Source organism: Mesorhizobium ciceri biovar biserrulae (assembly GCF_001618845.1).
Taxonomy (GTDB): Bacteria; Pseudomonadota; Alphaproteobacteria; order Rhizobiales; family Rhizobiaceae; genus Mesorhizobium; species Mesorhizobium ciceri.
This window is the reverse complement of record NZ_CP015064.1, coordinates 2215902-2232476: the sequence shown is the minus strand read 5'-3', so window position 1 is coordinate 2232476 and position 16575 is coordinate 2215902. Positions and strand designations below refer to the sequence as shown.

Genomic DNA, 16575 nt, shown 5'->3' with positions numbered 1-16575 from the left:
CCATACGCAAAAGAGCCCGGCAGTGTTTCAGCCGGGCTCCTCGCAAACATCGAAAGCCTAGTGCAGGATCTGCGACAGGAACAGCTTCGTGCGCTCATGGCGCGGGTGGTCGAAGAACTCGGCCGGCGTGTTCTGCTCGACGATCTGGCCCTGGTCCATGAAGATCACCCGGTTGGCGACCTTGCGGGCAAAACCCATCTCGTGGGTGACGCACAGCATGGTCATGCCTTCTTCGGCAAGGCCAACCATGGTCTCCAGCACTTCCTTGATCATCTCCGGATCGAGCGCCGAGGTCGGCTCGTCGAACAGCATGATGCGCGGGTTCATGCACAGCGAGCGGGCAATCGCCACACGCTGCTGCTGGCCGCCGGAAAGCTGGCCGGGATATTTGTTGGCCTGTTCCGGGATCTTGACGCGCTTGAGGAAATGCATGGCGATTTCCTCGGCCTGCTTCTTCGGCGTCTTGCGCACCCAGATCGGCGCCAGCGTGCAGTTCTCCAGGATGGTCAGATGCGGGAACAGGTTGAAGTGCTGGAACACCATGCCGACCTCGCGGCGCACCTCGTCGATCTTCTTGAGATCGTTGGTCAATTCTTTACCGTCGACGATGATCTTGCCCTTCTGGTGTTCCTCCAGGCGGTTGATGCAGCGGATCATGGTCGATTTGCCGGAGCCGGAGGGGCCGCAGATGACGATGCGCTCGCCGCGCATCACTTTCAGGTTGATGTCCTTCAGCACATGGAACTCGCCATACCATTTGTGCATGGCGATGATGTCGATGGCGACATCGGTGGTCGAAATCTGCATCTTGGCGGCGTTGACCTTGATCTCTTCGGCGCTGACGGCATTTTCGGTGGCCATGAGAGGGATCCCCTTGTTCTTTTGTTGTTGGTAATGATGCCTGTCGTACCCCAAAACCGCTATACACTTTTGGGCGACATGCATTCAGCGTTTGTGGCCGGTGTCGAGCCGGCGTTCGGTGTACATTGAATAGCGCGACATGCCGAAGCAGAACAGCCAGAAGACGAAGGCCGCGAAGATCAGGCCAGACCTCGCCGTCTGCGCGGTTGCCCAGTTTGCATCGGAAAAATTCTGTTTGACGATGCCGAGCAGGTCGAACATCGAAATGATGATGACCAGGCTGGTATCCTTGAACATGCCGATGAAGGTGTTGACGATGCCCGGGATGACCAGTTTCAGCGCCTGCGGCATGACGATGAAATACATCTTCTGCCAATAGCCGAGACCGAGCGAATCGGCGCCTTCATACTGGCCCTTGGGGATCGCCTGCAGGCCGCCGCGCACCACTTCGGCCATATAGGCGGCGGCAAACAGCGACACGCCGATCAAAGCGCGCAGGAACTTGTCGAACGAAACGCCCTCCGGCAGGAACAGCGGCAGCATGACGCTGGCGAAGAACAGCACGGTGATCAGCGGGATGCCGCGCACCGTCTCGATGAAGACGACGCACAGCGTCTTGATGATCGGCATCTTGGAACGGCGGCCGAGCGCCAGCACGATGCCGAGCGGCAGCGACACGGCAATGCCGACGAAGGACAGGCTGAGCGTTACCAAGAGCCCGCCCCAAAGCGAGGTCTCGACATGCGGCAGGCCGAACATGCCGCCGACCAGCAGGACGAAGGCGACGATCGGCAGCACGAAGAACAGCAGAACCGCATTCAGCCCTTTGCGTGGCACCTTCGGCATCAGCATCGGCACCAGCAGCGCCACGAACAGGATGGCGACCAGGATCGGCCGCCAGCGCTCCTCGATGGGATAGCGGCCGAGCATGAACTGGCCGAACTTGGCATTGACGAAAGCCCAGCAGGCGCCGGTCCAGCCATCCGGCTGGATGCCGCCTTGCGCCACCGTGGCGCATACGGTCCGGTCCGGCCCCGTCCACACGGCGTTGATGAACGCCCAATTGATGATTTGCGGCAGGATCATCGCCACCAGGGCGATGCCGACGATTGTCAAAATGGTGTCGCCGGTAGACGCGATCAGGTTCTTGCGCACCCATGCGCCGAGGCCGGTGACGCTGGCGGGCGCCGGCTGCGCCAGCACCATTTCGGTGCGCACCCAGGACATATCATGTTCTTGCATGTCCTTACCTCACCTCTCCACCAGCGCCATCTTGGCGTTGAACCAGTTCATCACAAGCGAGGTCAGAAGGCTGATGGCGAGATAGATCACCATCATGATCACCACGCCCTCGACGGCCTGGCCGGTCTGGTTCAGCACTGTCCCGGCGGTCGCCGTCAGGTCCGGATAGCCGATGGCGATGGCCAGCGACGAGTTCTTGGTCAGGTTGAGATACTGGCTGGTCAGCGGCGGAATGACGATGCGCATGGCCTGCGGCACGACGACCAGCCGCAGGATCGATCCGGACCGCAATCCCAACGCACCGGCGGCTTCCGTCTGGCCGGCGCTGACACCCCTGATGCCGGCACGCACGATCTCGGCGATGAAGGCGGCGGTATAGCAGGACAGCGCCAGATAAAGCGACAGGAACTCCGGCCGGACCTGAAAGCCGCCGGTCAGGTTGAAAGTCGACTGCTTGGGGTAGTCGAAGCTCAGGGGAAAGCCGCTCAGCGCATAGGCGAGCAGCGGCAGCCCGACGATCAGCGCCGCGGATGTCCAAAACACCGGAAATTGCTGGCCGGTCGCCATCTGCCGTTGCCGCGCCTTGCGCGCGACGAACCACGCCATGGCGATGCCGACGAGCAGGGCGACGAAGATCAGCCATGAACCGTCGCCCCATACGGCGCGTGGAAAATAGAAACCGCGCTGGTTGAGAAAGGAGCCGAACGGCAAATTGATGCTGTCGCGTGGCGCCGGCAGCACGGCCAGCACGCCGGAATACCAGAAGAAGATGACCAGCAGCGGCGGGATGTTGCGGAAGACCTCGACATAGACGGTGCAGATCTTCCTGATCAGCCAGTTCTTCGAGAGCCGGCCGATGCCGATGACGAAGCCGATGATTGTCGCGGTGATGATGCCGACGATGGCGACGATGACCGTGTTGAGGAGGCCGACCAGAATGGCGCGGCCATAGGTCGAATCCGACGAATAGGCGATCGCGCTCTCGCTGATATCGAAGCCGGCGCGGCCCTTGAGGAAGCCGAAGCCTGAAGCGATGCGCAACCGCGTCAGGTTGTCGATGACGTTGTGGGCAATCCACCAGACGCCCGCCACCAGCAGCACGACGACCAGCAGCTGGAAGAATATGCCCCGGATTTTCGGATCGTTGATGAAGGAACCGCGGCTGGGCTCCTCGCGAAGTACGTCCTGCGATGCCATTCGACCGTCCCCTGGAAAGAGAAACCGGGAGGCAGATGATCTGCCTCCCGGATCACATTTCGATCAGCGGATCGGCGGCGCGTATTGCAGGCCGCCCTTGGTCCACAGCGCGTTGATGCCGCGCGCGATCTTCAGCGGGCTGCCCGAGCCGACATTGCGCTCGAACATTTCGCCATAATTGCCGACGGCCTTGACGATGTTGACCACCCAGTCATTGGAGACGCCGAGATCGGTACCGATCTTGGTGTCGGCTTCCTGGCCGAGAACGCGCTTGATCTCGGGGCTGGCCGAGTTCTTCATCTCATCGACATTGGCCTTGGTGATGCCGAGCTCTTCAGCCTGCAGCAGCGCGAAATAGGTCCATTTGACGATGTGGTACCACTGGTCGTCGCCCTGGCGAACGGCAGGTCCGAGCGGCTCCTTGGAGATGATCTCGGGCAGCACGACATGGTCGGCCGGCGATCCCAGCGTCAGGCGGATGCCATAGAGGCCCGACTGATCGGTGGTATAGACGTCGCAGCGGCCGGCATCATAGGCGGCGTTGACCTCTTCCAGCTTTTCGAAGACGACCGGATTGTACTCCATCTTGTTGGCCTTGAAATAGTCGGCGAGGTTCAGCTCGGTGGTGGTGCCGCTCTGCACGCAGACGGCTGCGCCCGAGAGCTGCAATGCCGAATTGACGCCCGGCAGCTTCTTGGCGTTGATCATGAAACCCTGGCCGTCATAATAGGTGACGCCGATGAAATTCAGGCCGAGTGCCGTATCGCGGTTGATGGTCCAGGTGGTGTTGCGCGACAGGATGTCGATCTCGCCCGACTGCAGCGCGGTGAACCGCTCCTTGGCGCTGAGCGGCGTGAACTTGACCTTGGAGCCGTCACCGAAGACGGCGGCCGCGACAGCGCGGCAGAAATCCGCATCGATGCCTTGCCAGTCACCCTTGTCGTCCGGCGCCGAAAAGCCGGCCAGGCCGGTGGAGACGCCGCACTGGATGAAGCCCTTCGCCTTGACGGTGTCGAGCGTGGCCGCCGACGCGGCGGACGCCATCAATCCAAGCGTGGCGGCGCCTAGAATGCCGATAGCAATGTGTTTCATGACCCACAGACCCTTTTCTCTGTTTTTCAGGAGTAAATCCTGATTTTTTTCTCCCGTGTGAACGCGGCTTCATCCCGGCCCATCCCGAAACCCCGCATCGTAACCGACGCGCCGCCTCCCATTCACAAATGTCATCGAAGGCGATAATTCCTGTGAGGTCAAGGGAAATGACCCAAACCCGAAGAGTTTGAAAACCGATTGCCGTAAATGCCTGATTTACAGACAAACACGCCCGCGAATTAGTCAGCAGGGGCCAATAAAGGCGGCAAAGCTGATGCAACGCCAACGCGGGGCCGATACCGGCCGCGGCAGCGAAATCCATCCCGGGCAAATACCTCGTGGTTGTTGACCTCCGCGTGGGGCGAACTACCATGTCCCAAGATTGTCTTCTGACGATTTACTGGCGGCTGCAGTCCAATACAGGTCGCAGACGAAGACTGTTCTCAAGAGGCTTGAAAGACGATCCAGGTCCCGATGCCAGCCATCAACGCGCCTGAAACGCGCGGAATCAGCTGCCCGGTCGGCACCGTCTTCTCCAGCAGGACGAGGATGGCGATGCCGGCGATCCACAGCACGTTCATGACGCCACCGACGAACAGCAGGGCCATCAGCGCCCAGCAGCACCCCAGACAGTAGGCGCCGTGATCGATGCCCAGCCGGAGCGCGCCGAGCGGAGCGGAGCGGAATCCGCCATGGCCGGCCAGGAACGCGATCGGGGCCTGACATTGGCGCAGGCAGACGCCCTTCATCGGCGTCCATTGATAGAGACCGGCGGCGATCAGGACGAGGCCGCCGAGGACCGCGCTGCCGGTCGCCATCGAGGGGTCGAGCAAGGCAAGACGGGCGAGCAGCCATTGCGCACCGGTCGCCACGAGGCTGAAGACGGCCCAGACGGCGAGGTAGCCGGCAAAAAACCATCCCGTCGAAGCGATGGGCCTGCCATCCGCCCGCGCCTTGCGGCCGACACCGGCATAGAGCAGCAACATCGGTGCGACCGAAGGCGTCATCATGCCGACCATCATCACCGCCCACATCGTGAAGGTGAAAGCGAAATCGGCCAATGCCCAGGCCCGGATGCCTGGCGCCACGGCGGCGCCCATATCCATGCCGCCCATACCCATGTTCGACCCGTCCATATTCGACATGTCCATTCCGGCCATGTCACCGCCTCCGCTGTCCGGCAAGGCGGAGCCGGGCATGACCATGTCGGTGGCGAGCCACAGCACATAGGCCCAGGCGAGCACGGCAATCACCACGAGCGCGGCCATCACGACCGCGCGATCGCGCCGCAGCACCGCCTCGAGGGCCGTGTCGCCCATTGGATCAGGTCAATGCACGATGCCGCTCTGCGTGAGATGCAGATTGGCGAAATGGCTGTGCGTATCGGCCAGCTCGAACTTGATCGGGCCCGTCGCCTTTGTCCAGCCGCGCCCGACCTCGGCGATCGCGTATTCGAAGCCGTGCGGCAGGTCGATGCGCGCCTGGTGGGCAGCGCCGGTGACCGGATTCCGGATCGGCTCGCCACGACCGTCGGTTATACCCTCGACATGCAGCTGACTGGTTCGCGCGTCGACGTCGATGTTGAATTCGATCGGCGCAAAGATCGGGTCGTGGAACTTCTCCAGCGTGGTCGAAAAGACCTGGAATATCGTTGCACCCGGTTCGGTATCCAGACCGCCCAATATGCGAAGCAGCGCGCCACGTTGGGCTTCCGTCGCCCTCTCGTCGATGATCACCGCGGCTTCGCCTCCGCCCTGGTGTATGGCGCCGGGCCAGCTGAAAATCCCGACGAACCGCAATCCGTCGAGCTTGGTGTCGCCGTGATGGCCGCTTTCGATTTCCATGCCGGCGACCGCCTGGCAGAACCCGTATGTCGGCATGGCGTTGAACTGGCACGGGCAGCCATAGGCGCAGTTGCAGTTGATGAATTCGCGCGCCTTCATGGCCCATTTGACGTCCGGCATGGCATTCCTCCCTTGCCGCGCTCACGCTTGGTGAGCGCGATCCGGATCGTGGAGGACCAGAGGTCAACCGGCAGCAACCATCCGGCAGCATCTGATCGAAGCAATCCGGCGATTAATATTAGCCGACAATCATATACCTTCCGCAGCCGCCCACAATAGCCGATCGGCGGAGATGAGGGCTCCGAACGCAGGTCAATCAAAGACCGCCTTTTCGCGATAGGAATTTTTTCTTGACAGCCTGCCCTCAGCTATGATACATTTTCGTCCATGGTGCTGATTTGCGCCGATGACCCGCCGCACAGGCGGGTTTTTCGTTTTGATATCCTGTCCCCGCATCGCTGTTTTTGCCGCGACGAATTGGCATATTCGAAGTCCATCTCCTGGCGGACGGTGGCTGTTGCACGGTCCATGCCGCCGCACTATGGCTAGCGGCTTGTCAAACAAGGCGACGCAGAATGGCGAAAGACGGCGAGCACTTTAGCGGCGGGATGGGCATCAACACGCGGCTTGCCCATTCGGGCAACAATCCGCACGACTATTTCGGCTTCGTCAATCCGCCGGTGGTGCATGCCTCGACCGTGCTTTTTCGCGACGCGGCGTCAATGGCGGCTCGCACCCAGAAATACACTTACGGCACGCGCGGCACGCCGACGACCGATGCGCTCGCCCACGCCATAGACGCGCTGGAAGGTTCGGCAGGCACGATCCTGGTGCCGTCGGGCCTTGCGGCGGTGACGGTACCGCTGCTCGCCTTCGTGTCGGCCGGCGACCATCTGCTGATCGTCGATACCGTCTATCATCCGACCCGCAACTTCGCCGACACGATGCTGAAGCGGCTGGGCGTCGAGGTCGAGTACTACGCCCCCCATGTCGGCGCCGGCATCGCGGCGTTGATCAAGCCCAACACCAAGGTGGTGTTCACGGAATCACCGGCCTCCAACACCTTCGAGGTGCAGGACATCCCAGCCATCGCCAAGGCGGCGCACGCCGCGGGCGCCATCATCATGATGGACAATACCTGGGCGACGCCACTGTATTTCCGCCCCCTCGACCACGGTGTCGACATCTCGATCCATGCGGCGACCAAATACCCGGCCGGCCATTCCGACGTGCTGCTTGGCACGGTGTCGGCCAATGAGAGCTGCTGGACGCATCTTTATGAAAGCTTCTGCACGCTTGGCTGCTGCGCCGGGCCCGACGACGTCTACCAGGTGCTGCGCGGCCTGCGCAGCATGGGCGTGCGCCTCGAACACCATCAGCGCAGCACGCTTGCCATCGCCTCCTGGCTCGAAGGCCAGAAGGGCGTGGCGCGCGTGCTCCACCCGGCCCTGCCCAGCCACCCGGACCACGAACTGTGGAAGCGGGACTTCTCCGGATCGAGCGGCATCTTTTCCATCGTGCTTGCCGGCGGCGGACAAAAGCAGCAGCACGCCTTTCTCGACGCGCTGCAAATCTTCGGCCTCGGCTATTCCTGGGGCGGCTATGAGAGCCTTGCCGTGCCGGTCTGGCTCGGCGACCGCGTTGTCGCGAAGGCCCCCTATGAGGGTCCATTGATCCGCCTGCAGATCGGCCTCGAGGACGTCGACGACCTGAAGGCCGACATTTCGCGCGGCCTGACCGCGGCGGCGGCTGCGTAGCGGAATTCTATTCCCTCAAATTGCAGTTTCCCGGATCAGTTTGGCTTTCAAATTCAACGATGCCGCGTCATTGCGGTGCGATCAGCACATTTTCGACTTCCCCTGGAATATCGGCAGAGTTTTCGACCCCATGGCTTTCCGCCTTTTTGTTCCCATTCTTGCCGGCGCGACGCTGCGCGAGCGTCTCGTCGCCTGTATCGGCGCGACGATCGGCATTGCACTCACCGGTGTGATCGCCAGCCTTGTGCTCGGCAACGGCCCGCACGTGCCGCTGCTGGTGGCGCCGATGGGGGCGTCGGCGGTGCTGCTGTTCGCCGTGCCCGCCAGTCCGCTGGCACAGCCATGGTCGATCATCGGCGGCAACACGATATCGGCACTGGTCGGCGTGATCGTGGCGCATTTCATCCACGAAACCGCCCTTGCCAGCGGCATCGCGGTGGCACTGGCCATCGCCGCCATGTCGTTCACGCGCTGCCTGCATCCGCCGGGCGGAGCGGCCGCGCTGACCGCGGTGCTGGGAGGGCCTGCCGTGATCAGCGCCGGCTTCCTGTTTCCATTCGTGCCGGTGGCGCTGAACTCGATCCTGCTGGTGGCGCTCGGCTACGGCTTCCACAGGCTGGCCCGGCGCAATTATCCGCATGTGCCGGTTGCGGCGCCGGCAAACAGCCACGGCACCGGCGATCTGCCGGCGCAGCTGCGCGTGGGCTTTCGGTCGGAAGACATCGATGCCGCGCTTGGCGCACTCGACGAGACGTTCGATATCGATCGCAACGATCTCGACCGGCTGCTGCGGCAGGTCGAATTGCAGGCGATGGTGCGCGCGCACAAGACCCTTCTGTGCGAGGACATCATGTCGCGCGATGTGATCTCGGTCGATGCTCACACCTCCACCGAGGCGGCGCGCCAATTGCTGCTTGACCACAACATCCGCACCTTGCCGGTCGTCAATGCGGAAGCCAGGCTGGCAGGCACGGTGGGGTTGCGCGAACTCACCCAGGCCTCGGGGACGGTTGGATCCGTCTTAACGCCCGCGGCAACAGCCGCCGCCGGCGTCGCCGCCATGGGTCTGCTGCCCGTCCTCACCGACGGCCGCAGCCATGCGGTCATCATCGTCGACGACGACAAGCGGATTCTCGGGCTGATCACCCAGACCGATCTGTTGGCGGCCACGGCGCGCCTGCAGGCTGCCTGACAAGCCTTCGCTCGCACTGTAGTGTAGCGGCCGCCGGACCCGGCAGAAAATCTTCGGGAACCTTTTGCCGGCGACAGCGTCCAATCTCCCAATCGAGATCCTGGTTCGGAGATTGGGTTGAGGAAACTTGCCATGCCTGCTGTGTTGACGGCCGTGCCTTCCGCTGTGCCAGGGGAGATGCAGCTTGTGCACCGCGCGCTGGCGCGCGACGGCGACGCCTTCCGCACCATCATCAAGACACACAATCAGCGGCTTTACCGGATCGCGCGCGGCGTCGTGCGCAATGACAGCGAGGCCGAGGACATCGTGCAGGAGGCCTACGTCAAGGCTTTCGCCCATCTCGATGCGTTTCGCGGCGACTCCTCGCTCGCCACATGGCTATCGCGCATCGTCATCAACGAGGCGCTCGGCCGGCTGCGCAAAAGGCGCAAAACGGTGGCGCTGCCGGAAAATCCGCAAGCCGAGATCATCCGGTTTCCCCTCAATCCCAGCGACGATCCGGAACGGACAATGGCGCAACGGCAGATCCTCCAACTGGTCGAACAGGCCACCGACAGCCTTCCCGACGTCTACCGGACGGTGTTCGTGGCGCGGGTGATCGAGGGGCTGAGCATCGAAGAGACCGCCGACCTCCTCGGCGTGCGGCCGCAAACCGTCAAGACAAGGCTGCACCGCGCCCGCGCCCTTGTCCGCAAGGCGCTGGACGACCAGATCGGGCCGGTGCTGCTCGACGCCTTCCCCTTCGCCGGCCGGCGTTGCGAACGACTGACCAGCGCCGTGATGCGACGGCTCGGGCTGGAAAGCTGAGCCTCAGCGGATTTCAGTTCATTTCAGCGGGAACGTTTGCCGCTGACCAGCATCCAATGACCGTCAACCGAAAAACACTGTCCGGGACGATTTCAGCGTCCCGGCGAAGGAGATGCCATGTCTATCCGACACACTGCTGCCCTCGCCGCCCTGCTGCTGCTCGGCACCGCCCCGTTCGCACAAGCCGCCGACAAGCCGACCGATCCGCAGATCGCCCATATCGCCTACACGGCCGGGGTCATCGACATCGAAGCGGCCAAGCTGGCCATCGACAAATCGAAGAACAAGGAGGTTGTCGATTTCGCCAAGGACATGGTCCGCGATCACGAGGCTGTAAATATTCAGGCGCTCGACCTGGTCAAGAAGCTCAAGGTCACCCCGGAAGACAACCCCACCAGCAAGGCGCTGACCAAAGCTGCGACGGAGGAGCGGGCCAAGCTCGACAAACTCCACGGCGCTGCCTTCGACAAGGCCTATGTCGACAATGAGGTCGCCTATCACAAGCAGGTCAACGGCGCGCTCGAAACCCTTTTGATCCCGTCGGCGCAGAATGCCGAGCTGAAAAGCCTGCTGGAAACCGGCCTGAAGATATTCCAGGGCCATGAGCAGCACGCCGAACACGTCGCCGGCATGCTCAAGTAAGGACCGGGAGCATGCAGAACCGCCATCTGTGGATTGCGTTGACGCTCGCCGTCGGGATCGTGCCGGCGCAAGCCGAAACCATCCAGGTCACCATCGACAGGCTGGTGTTCTCTCCGGCCACCGTCGAGGCAAAGGTCGGCGACACGATCGAGTGGGTGAACAAGGATGTGTTCGCCCACACGGCCACCGTGAAAGGCGGCTGGGAAGTGATGATCCCGCCGAAGAAATCCGCAAGCCTGACTTTGAAGACGGCGGGACCGGTCGACTACTTCTGCCGCTTTCACCCCAACATGAAGGGCCGTTTGGTGGTGGCGCCCTGATCCAGCTCCGACGAGTGCATGTCGCCCAAAAGTGACCTCGGTTTTGGGAGAACGACACGCATGAAAACAAAGACCTGAAGCGGGTCGCCTGAGGAATTCAAGCGACCCGCTTCAGGCTCGCCTGGCCTCGTCGGGACGCGCGATATGTGTCCACGAGCCGTCATAGCCCGGCTCGCGGCGTGCAATCCAGGCATTCAGCCCTTCGCGCAGATCAGCGGTCGGGGCCATCCGCGCAAACTGCTCGGCCTCGACCAGCAAACCTTCGGCGATGCTCTGGTTGAGGCCGCGCGCCACTGCCGTGAGGATGCCGGCAATCGCCAGATCGGAGTGCCGCAGGATACGCCTGGCCAGATCAAATGCCGCCGGCATCAACTCGGCATGCGGCACAACCTCGTTGACGAGACCCAGTTCAAGCGCCCGCGGCGGCGCAAACCAGTCGCCGGTCAACAGCAGTTCGAGCGCCCGCTTGCGCCCCGCGAGCCTCGGCAAGCGCTGGGTTCCACCAAAGGTCGGCGGCATTGCGAGGTTGATTTCCGGCTTGGCGAACAAAGCGCGGTCACTGGCGATAGCGAGCGGTACGGCCTCGGTGATTTCGCAGCCGCCACCAAAGGCAATGCCGTTGACGGCGGCGATGATGGGTTTGCGGTAGGCTTCCAGCCTCGCCGTCAGCCGCTGCCCGCGCATGACGAAATCCCGCATCGCGACACCGACGCCAAGCGCCACGCTGGCCGAGAACTCGTGAATGTCGCCCCCCGCCGAAAACGCCCGCTCCCCTGCTCCGGTCAGAATGACCGCTCGGACGCCGTCATCGACTTCCATGTCGTCAAGGACCGCAAGCAGGCGGTCGATCAGGGCATAGTTCAGCGCGTTGAGTTTCTCCGGCCGGTTGAGGGTGAGGATGGCAATCCCATCCCGGGTTTCGCTAAGGACAAGATCTGTCATTTGGCTCTTCCTTCTCCATCATGCTGATGGAAGGAAGACTATGCCCTTTGTCGCTTGTGTATATTCACTAGTCGGTATACATAGGCTTATGCCCGACACGCAGAGCCCTACCCGCAAACGCATTGTCGATGCCGCGACCAGACTCTTCTATGCAGAAGGAATCGGTCGTGTCAGCGTCGATGCCGTTGCCGAGGAAGCGGGTCTCACCAAGCGCACGCTCTACTACCATTTCAAGAGCAAGGACGACCTGATCGCGGCCTATCTGGACGGCCGCGACCAACCCAATCTGAAGCGGATGGCCGGCTGGTTCGAGGCTGCCGAAGGCGGCGCGGATCGCAAGGTCGAGGCGATCTTCACCAATCTGGCGAGGTCCGCTCGCCATCCGAAATGGAAGGGATGCGGCTTCCTGCGCACGGCCGCCGAACTCGCCTCGATGCCCGGACATCCGGCGGTCAAGGTCGGCGCGCGGCACAAGCTGAATTTCGAAACATGGCTGGCCGGCGCCCTGTCGGACCATGGCGTCGCGGAGCCGCAAACCCTGGGGCGCGAGATCGTGCTTTTGATCGACGGCTGCTTTTCGATCATGCTGATCCACCGCAACCCCGATTACATCGAAGCGGCCGGACGCGCCGCGGCGACGCTGGTGCGGGCGCGACTTTCAGGCAGCCAGGTCTAAAGCGCGACGCGCTTTAAGCCTTTGGTTTTATGCATGTCGTTGCCCTAAAACCGGGGCCACTTTTGGGGCAACGACATGCATTAGAAACCGAAAGCCAGCCATGCGGTGCCGGCGGCCAGCGTTATCAGCGTCAAAGGCAAGCCGACCTTGAAAAAAGCGCCGAACGACAGCGTCGTGCCGGCGGCGCGTGCCTGTTCGGCGACGATCAGGTTGGCGACCGAACCCAGCAGCGTGAAATTGCCGGCCAGCGTCGAGCTCATGGCGACGACCAGCCAGGCGCGCTCGGGGCTTTCGAGGCCGGGTATGAAGGGCCGCAGCGCCAGCACGGCCGGAACATTGCTCATGATGTTGGAAAGCACCGCGGTGAAGCCGGACAGCCGCCAGACGTCGTCCAGCCCGAGATTCCTGGCCGAAGCGATCATGTCTGGCGAAAGAAGCGTCTTTTCGGCGCCGGCGACGACCACGAACAGACCGGCGAACATGAACAGCAGCGGACCGTCGATCTCGCGGTAGATGCGCTCCGGCTTGATGGCCCGGGTGAGCAAGAGGATGGCGCCGCCGATGAGTGCTGCCTTGGCGACGGGCACGCCGGCGAAGAAGGCAATTGCCAGCCCGATGCAGACCACCACCGCCTTCAGCACCTGCCCCTTGTGCATGCGGCCACGCGAGACCTCGGGCGTCAGTTGGACGGTGCGGGCGAATTCGGCCCGGAAGACAATACGGATGATGACAACGACCGCGACGAGGCCGAACAGGGCGACCGGAGCCAGCGCTGCCGAAAAGGCCGGATAGGAAATGCCCGACAGTGCACCGATGACCATGTTTTGCGGATTGCCGGTGATGGTTGCGACGCTGCCGCAATTCGACGCGGTGGCGGTGGCGATCAGATAGGGGATCGGGTTGCGCTTGATCACGCGGGTGACGTGGACGACGATCGGCGCCATGACGAGACAGATGGCGTCGTTGACCAGGAAGGCGGACAACACGCCGGTCAGCAGCGTCACCATCACCAAGAGCATGAAGGGCGCATGCGCGTGCTCGATGGCGACGGCGCCAAGGCCACGAAAGGCGCCCGACACTTTTAAATGCGCCACCACGATCATCATGCCGAGCAGAAGCGTGATGGTGTCGAAATTGATCGCCCGGTACGCATCCTCCATGCTGAGCGCGCCGATGGCGATCATCGCGGCCCCGCCGAGAAGCGCGATCCCTGCCCGGTCGAGGCGCAGGCCGGGGATGCGGCCAATGGCGACACCGGCGTAAGTCAGGATCAGGATCAGCAGTGCCGCCGCGCCCATCAATGTCATCGATAAGAAGTCCTGCCCAGTCTGTGGCACGCCGCTGGCTGTCGGCCCCATTCGTCCGCTTTGCGTGCCTGCTTTAGCGCGATGTCGAGATCGATGACAGCGGGCATGTTGTTGCGCCAAGGATGTCCCATGGCCCAAGGGATGACGTGCAGCTAACGCAGATAGAAATCCAGCCTCTGTCGCACAGCTTGGGAAGAATAGATCTGCTCGACGGTCTGCCGTGCCTTGAGGCCCACTGCCGCCCGCAGCGCCGGGTCGGCTTTGAGATCGGCCAGGATGCGCGCCGCCTGCTGCGTCGTTTCGAACAAGAAACCGTTTTCGCCATGCCTGATGTGGTCGGAATAGCCGCCATGGGAATGGCAGACCACGGGCAACCCGCAGGCCATCGCCTCGAACACGACGCGACCGAAGGTTTCCACATGCCAACCGGTGCGATAATAAAACACGTCGAGCGTCTGCAGAAACTCTTCGGCGGAGAATTGGCCGGGTGGCAACAGTTCGAGCTGCGGATGCGGCATGAGGCTGTCCTTGAGCCCTATCCCCCCCTGAATCCGCAAGGCTGTGCCTTCGGCCAGCAATGTCTCGTAGAGGGGTATGTCAGCGGGATGGTGTTTGCCCGGCCCATCGCGGCTCAAGCGTCCGACGGTGAAGGGACGATCCGAACCCAGACGTCGTGATGAAAAACGTTCGATCTCGATCGGAGACGGGTGCACGGTGCCGTCGATTTGGAGCAATCGCTTCTGGAAGTCGGAAACAACCACTATCTCGGCGGCGGGCCATCCCAAGCTCCGAGGCATGCGCGTGGTGAGGTTGAGAACCTTCGGATGAAGGGTGTTGAAGTCGTAAATCAGCCGGCGCGGCCGTGGGATCAGGTAAGGCCACACCTTGTTGCGCCAATGCGCCCCGAGAAAGACGTAAGTGCCGCCATCCGGAACTTTTCGCGTAAGCGGGGAAATACGGCGTATCGGGAATTGCCGCATTAATTCATCTGAAGCCCTCGATGACGCAGCCCAAAGGCGCACCTCCGAATCGGCGCTCAACAGCCGATAAAGTTCCAACGTCTTGAGGTCACTGCCGCCGAAAGGATCCTGAAAGCCGTTGAACAAATGGATCATAATAACTGTGTTTACCCAATCGTTTCCGCATTGTTCGCCAGCATCAAAATCATGATCGCATGTCGACCGGAACGCTTGGAAACTCAGGAGTCAAAACCGTTTCTGCCGACAACGAAACATCGCTAACGCGGGGGAGTATACCGGCAAGCGGTTGCAGTCCATGCCCCATCGAGCCGGCATGCTATCCGTAAGGATCTGATTCCTTGCGGATGGTCGTAAGTGTTTGAACGCATAGAGGGAGCGTCTGTTTCGAGAGCTTCCCGATCAGCCTTCTGCAAGTTCTGTCATCAATGCACGGTGGCGACGCCGGGCGCAGGCGCCGGAGACGTTCCGGCCGGATCGAAGCTGACTTGATCGCGTCCGTTCGACTTGGCCGTGTAAAGCCTTCTGTCGGCAGCGGAGAAGATTTCCTCATAGGTGATCGGGCCGGTAAAGCTTGTGCCGCCGATGCTGACGGAAAGCGGACAAGGCCTGCCGCCGGGTGAGAATTCCATCTCCCTGATACGCCGGCGGATGCTTTCGGCAACCACCCAGGATTGCGAGGGATCCACGCCGGGCAGAAACACGCCGAATTCTTCGCCGCCGATGCGGCCGACGATATCGCTGCCACGCAGTTGCCCCTTGATCGCCTGCGCTATCAGTTTGAGGGCCTGATCGCCGCAATCATGGCCCAGGCGGTCATTGATCGACTTGAAGTGGTCGGCGTCGATGATCAGCAGCGCCCCCGAACGGGTCTGCTCCTGCTTGCGGGTCTGCTCGAGATAGGCTTCGACCAGCATCGAGAAGGCGCCACGGTTCAGCACCGCCGTCAGACTGTCGGTCGCGGCGATGACGCTGAGATCGCGCTGCGCGATGGCCAGCTGGCGAATCTTCCACATCAGGAAAAACAGAAACGAGCCGCCCAGCACCAAAGGCAGCATCAGGTCGGTCATCTGCGCCCGCCACACGGCCTCGGGCGAAAGATAGGGAAAATTGAAGGAATCGACGAAGAACGCCACGGCAATGAAGAATGCCGTACCGACTGCCGTGACAGCGATCACCCTGCCCCAGCTCGTCGGCGACAGATCGAGCTTCATCGCGTCCACTCCGTTAGCCGTCGCTACTATGACGCACCAACACAAACAAATTGATAAGACTTTCCCTCCAATTCGATGTCGGCGGCGGAATCAAATCCACCGGCCAACCAGCCCCTGCCTATGACTTGCGACAGACGCTTGCGCAGACGCCACAGGACGGCCGCTGGAAAGCAACCATCCTGTTCAGAGCTTGAAGGCGTGGGCCAATTGCCGGCCGGGCAAGGGCAAAACGGCGCGCGAAGCCAGATCGCTCGTCGTCAGTTGAGCGTCGATTCACCCAGCGCATCGACGACAAAGGATGCCGCGATCAGGTCGTCGGCATCGAGACGCAGGGAGCCTCCGTCGCCTCCCATGGCTGAAGCCACTTTTTGAAAGGTCTTCATTTCGTATTCCGTGATCCGGGCGTCCTGCATCCTGGCCCTGAGATCGGCAATGCGCCGATCGAGGGCCGAAGATATCCCTATTTCTCGCTTCGACATGGCAACACTCCTCCCCACCCTTGTTT

At 62.0% G+C, this 16575-nt stretch carries 17 protein-coding genes; 6 read left to right on the top strand and 11 right to left on the bottom strand.

Going from position 1 to position 16575, the window contains the following annotated elements; all coding sequences use genetic code 11:
• Window positions 1–57: 57 nt before the first annotated feature.
• The 6 genes from A4R29_RS10055 to A4R29_RS10030 all read right to left on the bottom strand — a co-directional run bounded on the left by A4R29_RS10055 (window position 58) and on the right by A4R29_RS10030 (window position 6356).
• Window positions 58–807 carry an amino acid ABC transporter ATP-binding protein gene (locus A4R29_RS10055; protein ID WP_031213892.1) on the bottom strand — a complete coding sequence of 250 codons (750 nt, stop codon included), beginning with the start codon at window positions 805–807 and terminating at the stop codon, window positions 58–60.
• 138 nt (window positions 808–945) lie between these two features.
• Window positions 946–2103, bottom strand: a complete 1158-nt coding sequence (locus tag A4R29_RS10050; RefSeq protein WP_013532421.1) for an amino acid ABC transporter permease — start codon at window positions 2101–2103, stop codon at window positions 946–948.
• A gap of 9 nt (window positions 2104–2112) precedes the next feature.
• Window positions 2113–3300 (bottom strand): amino acid ABC transporter permease, encoded by a 1188-nt coding sequence (locus tag A4R29_RS10045; protein WP_063171823.1) that lies wholly within the window; start codon window positions 3298–3300, stop codon window positions 2113–2115.
• Window positions 3301–3363: 63 nt separating this feature from the next.
• Window positions 3364–4392: an amino acid ABC transporter substrate-binding protein gene (locus tag A4R29_RS10040; protein ID WP_024505009.1), complete on the bottom strand. Its 1029-nt coding sequence runs from the start codon at window positions 4390–4392 to the stop codon at window positions 3364–3366.
• A gap of 443 nt (window positions 4393–4835) precedes the next feature.
• Window positions 4836–5711, bottom strand: coding sequence for a DUF2182 domain-containing protein (locus A4R29_RS10035; protein ID WP_013532424.1), 876 nt, complete (start codon window positions 5709–5711; stop codon window positions 4836–4838).
• Window positions 5712–5720: 9 nt separating this feature from the next.
• Window positions 5721–6356 carry a DUF1326 domain-containing protein gene (locus A4R29_RS10030; protein ID WP_013532425.1) on the bottom strand — a complete coding sequence of 212 codons (636 nt, stop codon included), beginning with the start codon at window positions 6354–6356 and terminating at the stop codon, window positions 5721–5723.
• A 455-nt stretch (window positions 6357–6811) separates the two neighbouring features.
• Between A4R29_RS10030 and A4R29_RS10025 the strand changes: the two genes are divergently transcribed.
• From A4R29_RS10025 to A4R29_RS10005, 5 genes are all read left to right on the top strand, one after another.
• A complete protein-coding gene (locus A4R29_RS10025) occupies window positions 6812–7993 on the top strand; it encodes a cystathionine beta-lyase (protein ID WP_063171822.1) in 1182 nt (393 codons plus the stop codon).
• A 130-nt stretch (window positions 7994–8123) separates the two neighbouring features.
• The gene (locus A4R29_RS10020) at window positions 8124–9185 is read left to right on the top strand and encodes an HPP family protein (protein WP_013532427.1); all 1062 of its coding nucleotides are present in this window, start codon (window positions 8124–8126) and stop codon (window positions 9183–9185) included.
• A gap of 132 nt (window positions 9186–9317) precedes the next feature.
• The gene (locus tag A4R29_RS10015; protein ID WP_013532428.1) at window positions 9318–9992 is read left to right on the top strand and encodes an RNA polymerase sigma factor; all 675 of its coding nucleotides are present in this window, start codon (window positions 9318–9320) and stop codon (window positions 9990–9992) included.
• Window positions 9993–10109: 117 nt separating this feature from the next.
• The gene (locus A4R29_RS10010; RefSeq protein WP_063171821.1) at window positions 10110–10634 is read left to right on the top strand and encodes a DUF4142 domain-containing protein; all 525 of its coding nucleotides are present in this window, start codon (window positions 10110–10112) and stop codon (window positions 10632–10634) included.
• 11 nt (window positions 10635–10645) lie between these two features.
• Window positions 10646–10954, top strand: a complete 309-nt coding sequence (locus tag A4R29_RS10005) for a cupredoxin domain-containing protein (RefSeq protein WP_027163334.1) — start codon at window positions 10646–10648, stop codon at window positions 10952–10954.
• 111 nt (window positions 10955–11065) lie between these two features.
• Here the strand turns inward: A4R29_RS10005 and A4R29_RS10000 are convergent, their stop codons facing one another.
• Window positions 11066–11896, bottom strand: a complete 831-nt coding sequence (locus A4R29_RS10000) for a crotonase/enoyl-CoA hydratase family protein (protein ID WP_032809389.1) — start codon at window positions 11894–11896, stop codon at window positions 11066–11068.
• 88 nt (window positions 11897–11984) lie between these two features.
• Between A4R29_RS10000 and A4R29_RS09995 the strand changes: the two genes are divergently transcribed.
• On the top strand, window positions 11985–12572 hold the full coding sequence (locus A4R29_RS09995) for a TetR/AcrR family transcriptional regulator (protein WP_024505017.1): 588 nt from the start codon (window positions 11985–11987) through the stop codon (window positions 12570–12572).
• A gap of 80 nt (window positions 12573–12652) precedes the next feature.
• On the opposite strand, the gene A4R29_RS09990 is transcribed toward A4R29_RS09995, so the two are convergent.
• The 4 genes from A4R29_RS09990 to A4R29_RS09975 form a co-directional block, all read right to left on the bottom strand.
• A complete protein-coding gene (locus tag A4R29_RS09990; protein WP_027163335.1) occupies window positions 12653–13879 on the bottom strand; it encodes an anion transporter in 1227 nt (408 codons plus the stop codon).
• Between the two features lie 152 nt (window positions 13880–14031).
• On the bottom strand, window positions 14032–14994 hold the full coding sequence (locus tag A4R29_RS09985) for a glycosyltransferase family 4 protein (protein WP_027163336.1): 963 nt from the start codon (window positions 14992–14994) through the stop codon (window positions 14032–14034).
• A gap of 287 nt (window positions 14995–15281) precedes the next feature.
• Window positions 15282–16070, bottom strand: a complete 789-nt coding sequence (locus tag A4R29_RS09980) for a GGDEF domain-containing protein (protein ID WP_013532435.1) — start codon at window positions 16068–16070, stop codon at window positions 15282–15284.
• Window positions 16071–16327: 257 nt separating this feature from the next.
• On the bottom strand, window positions 16328–16549 hold the full coding sequence (locus tag A4R29_RS09975) for a hypothetical protein (RefSeq protein ID WP_024505020.1): 222 nt from the start codon (window positions 16547–16549) through the stop codon (window positions 16328–16330).
• Window positions 16550–16575: the final 26 nt, after the last annotated feature.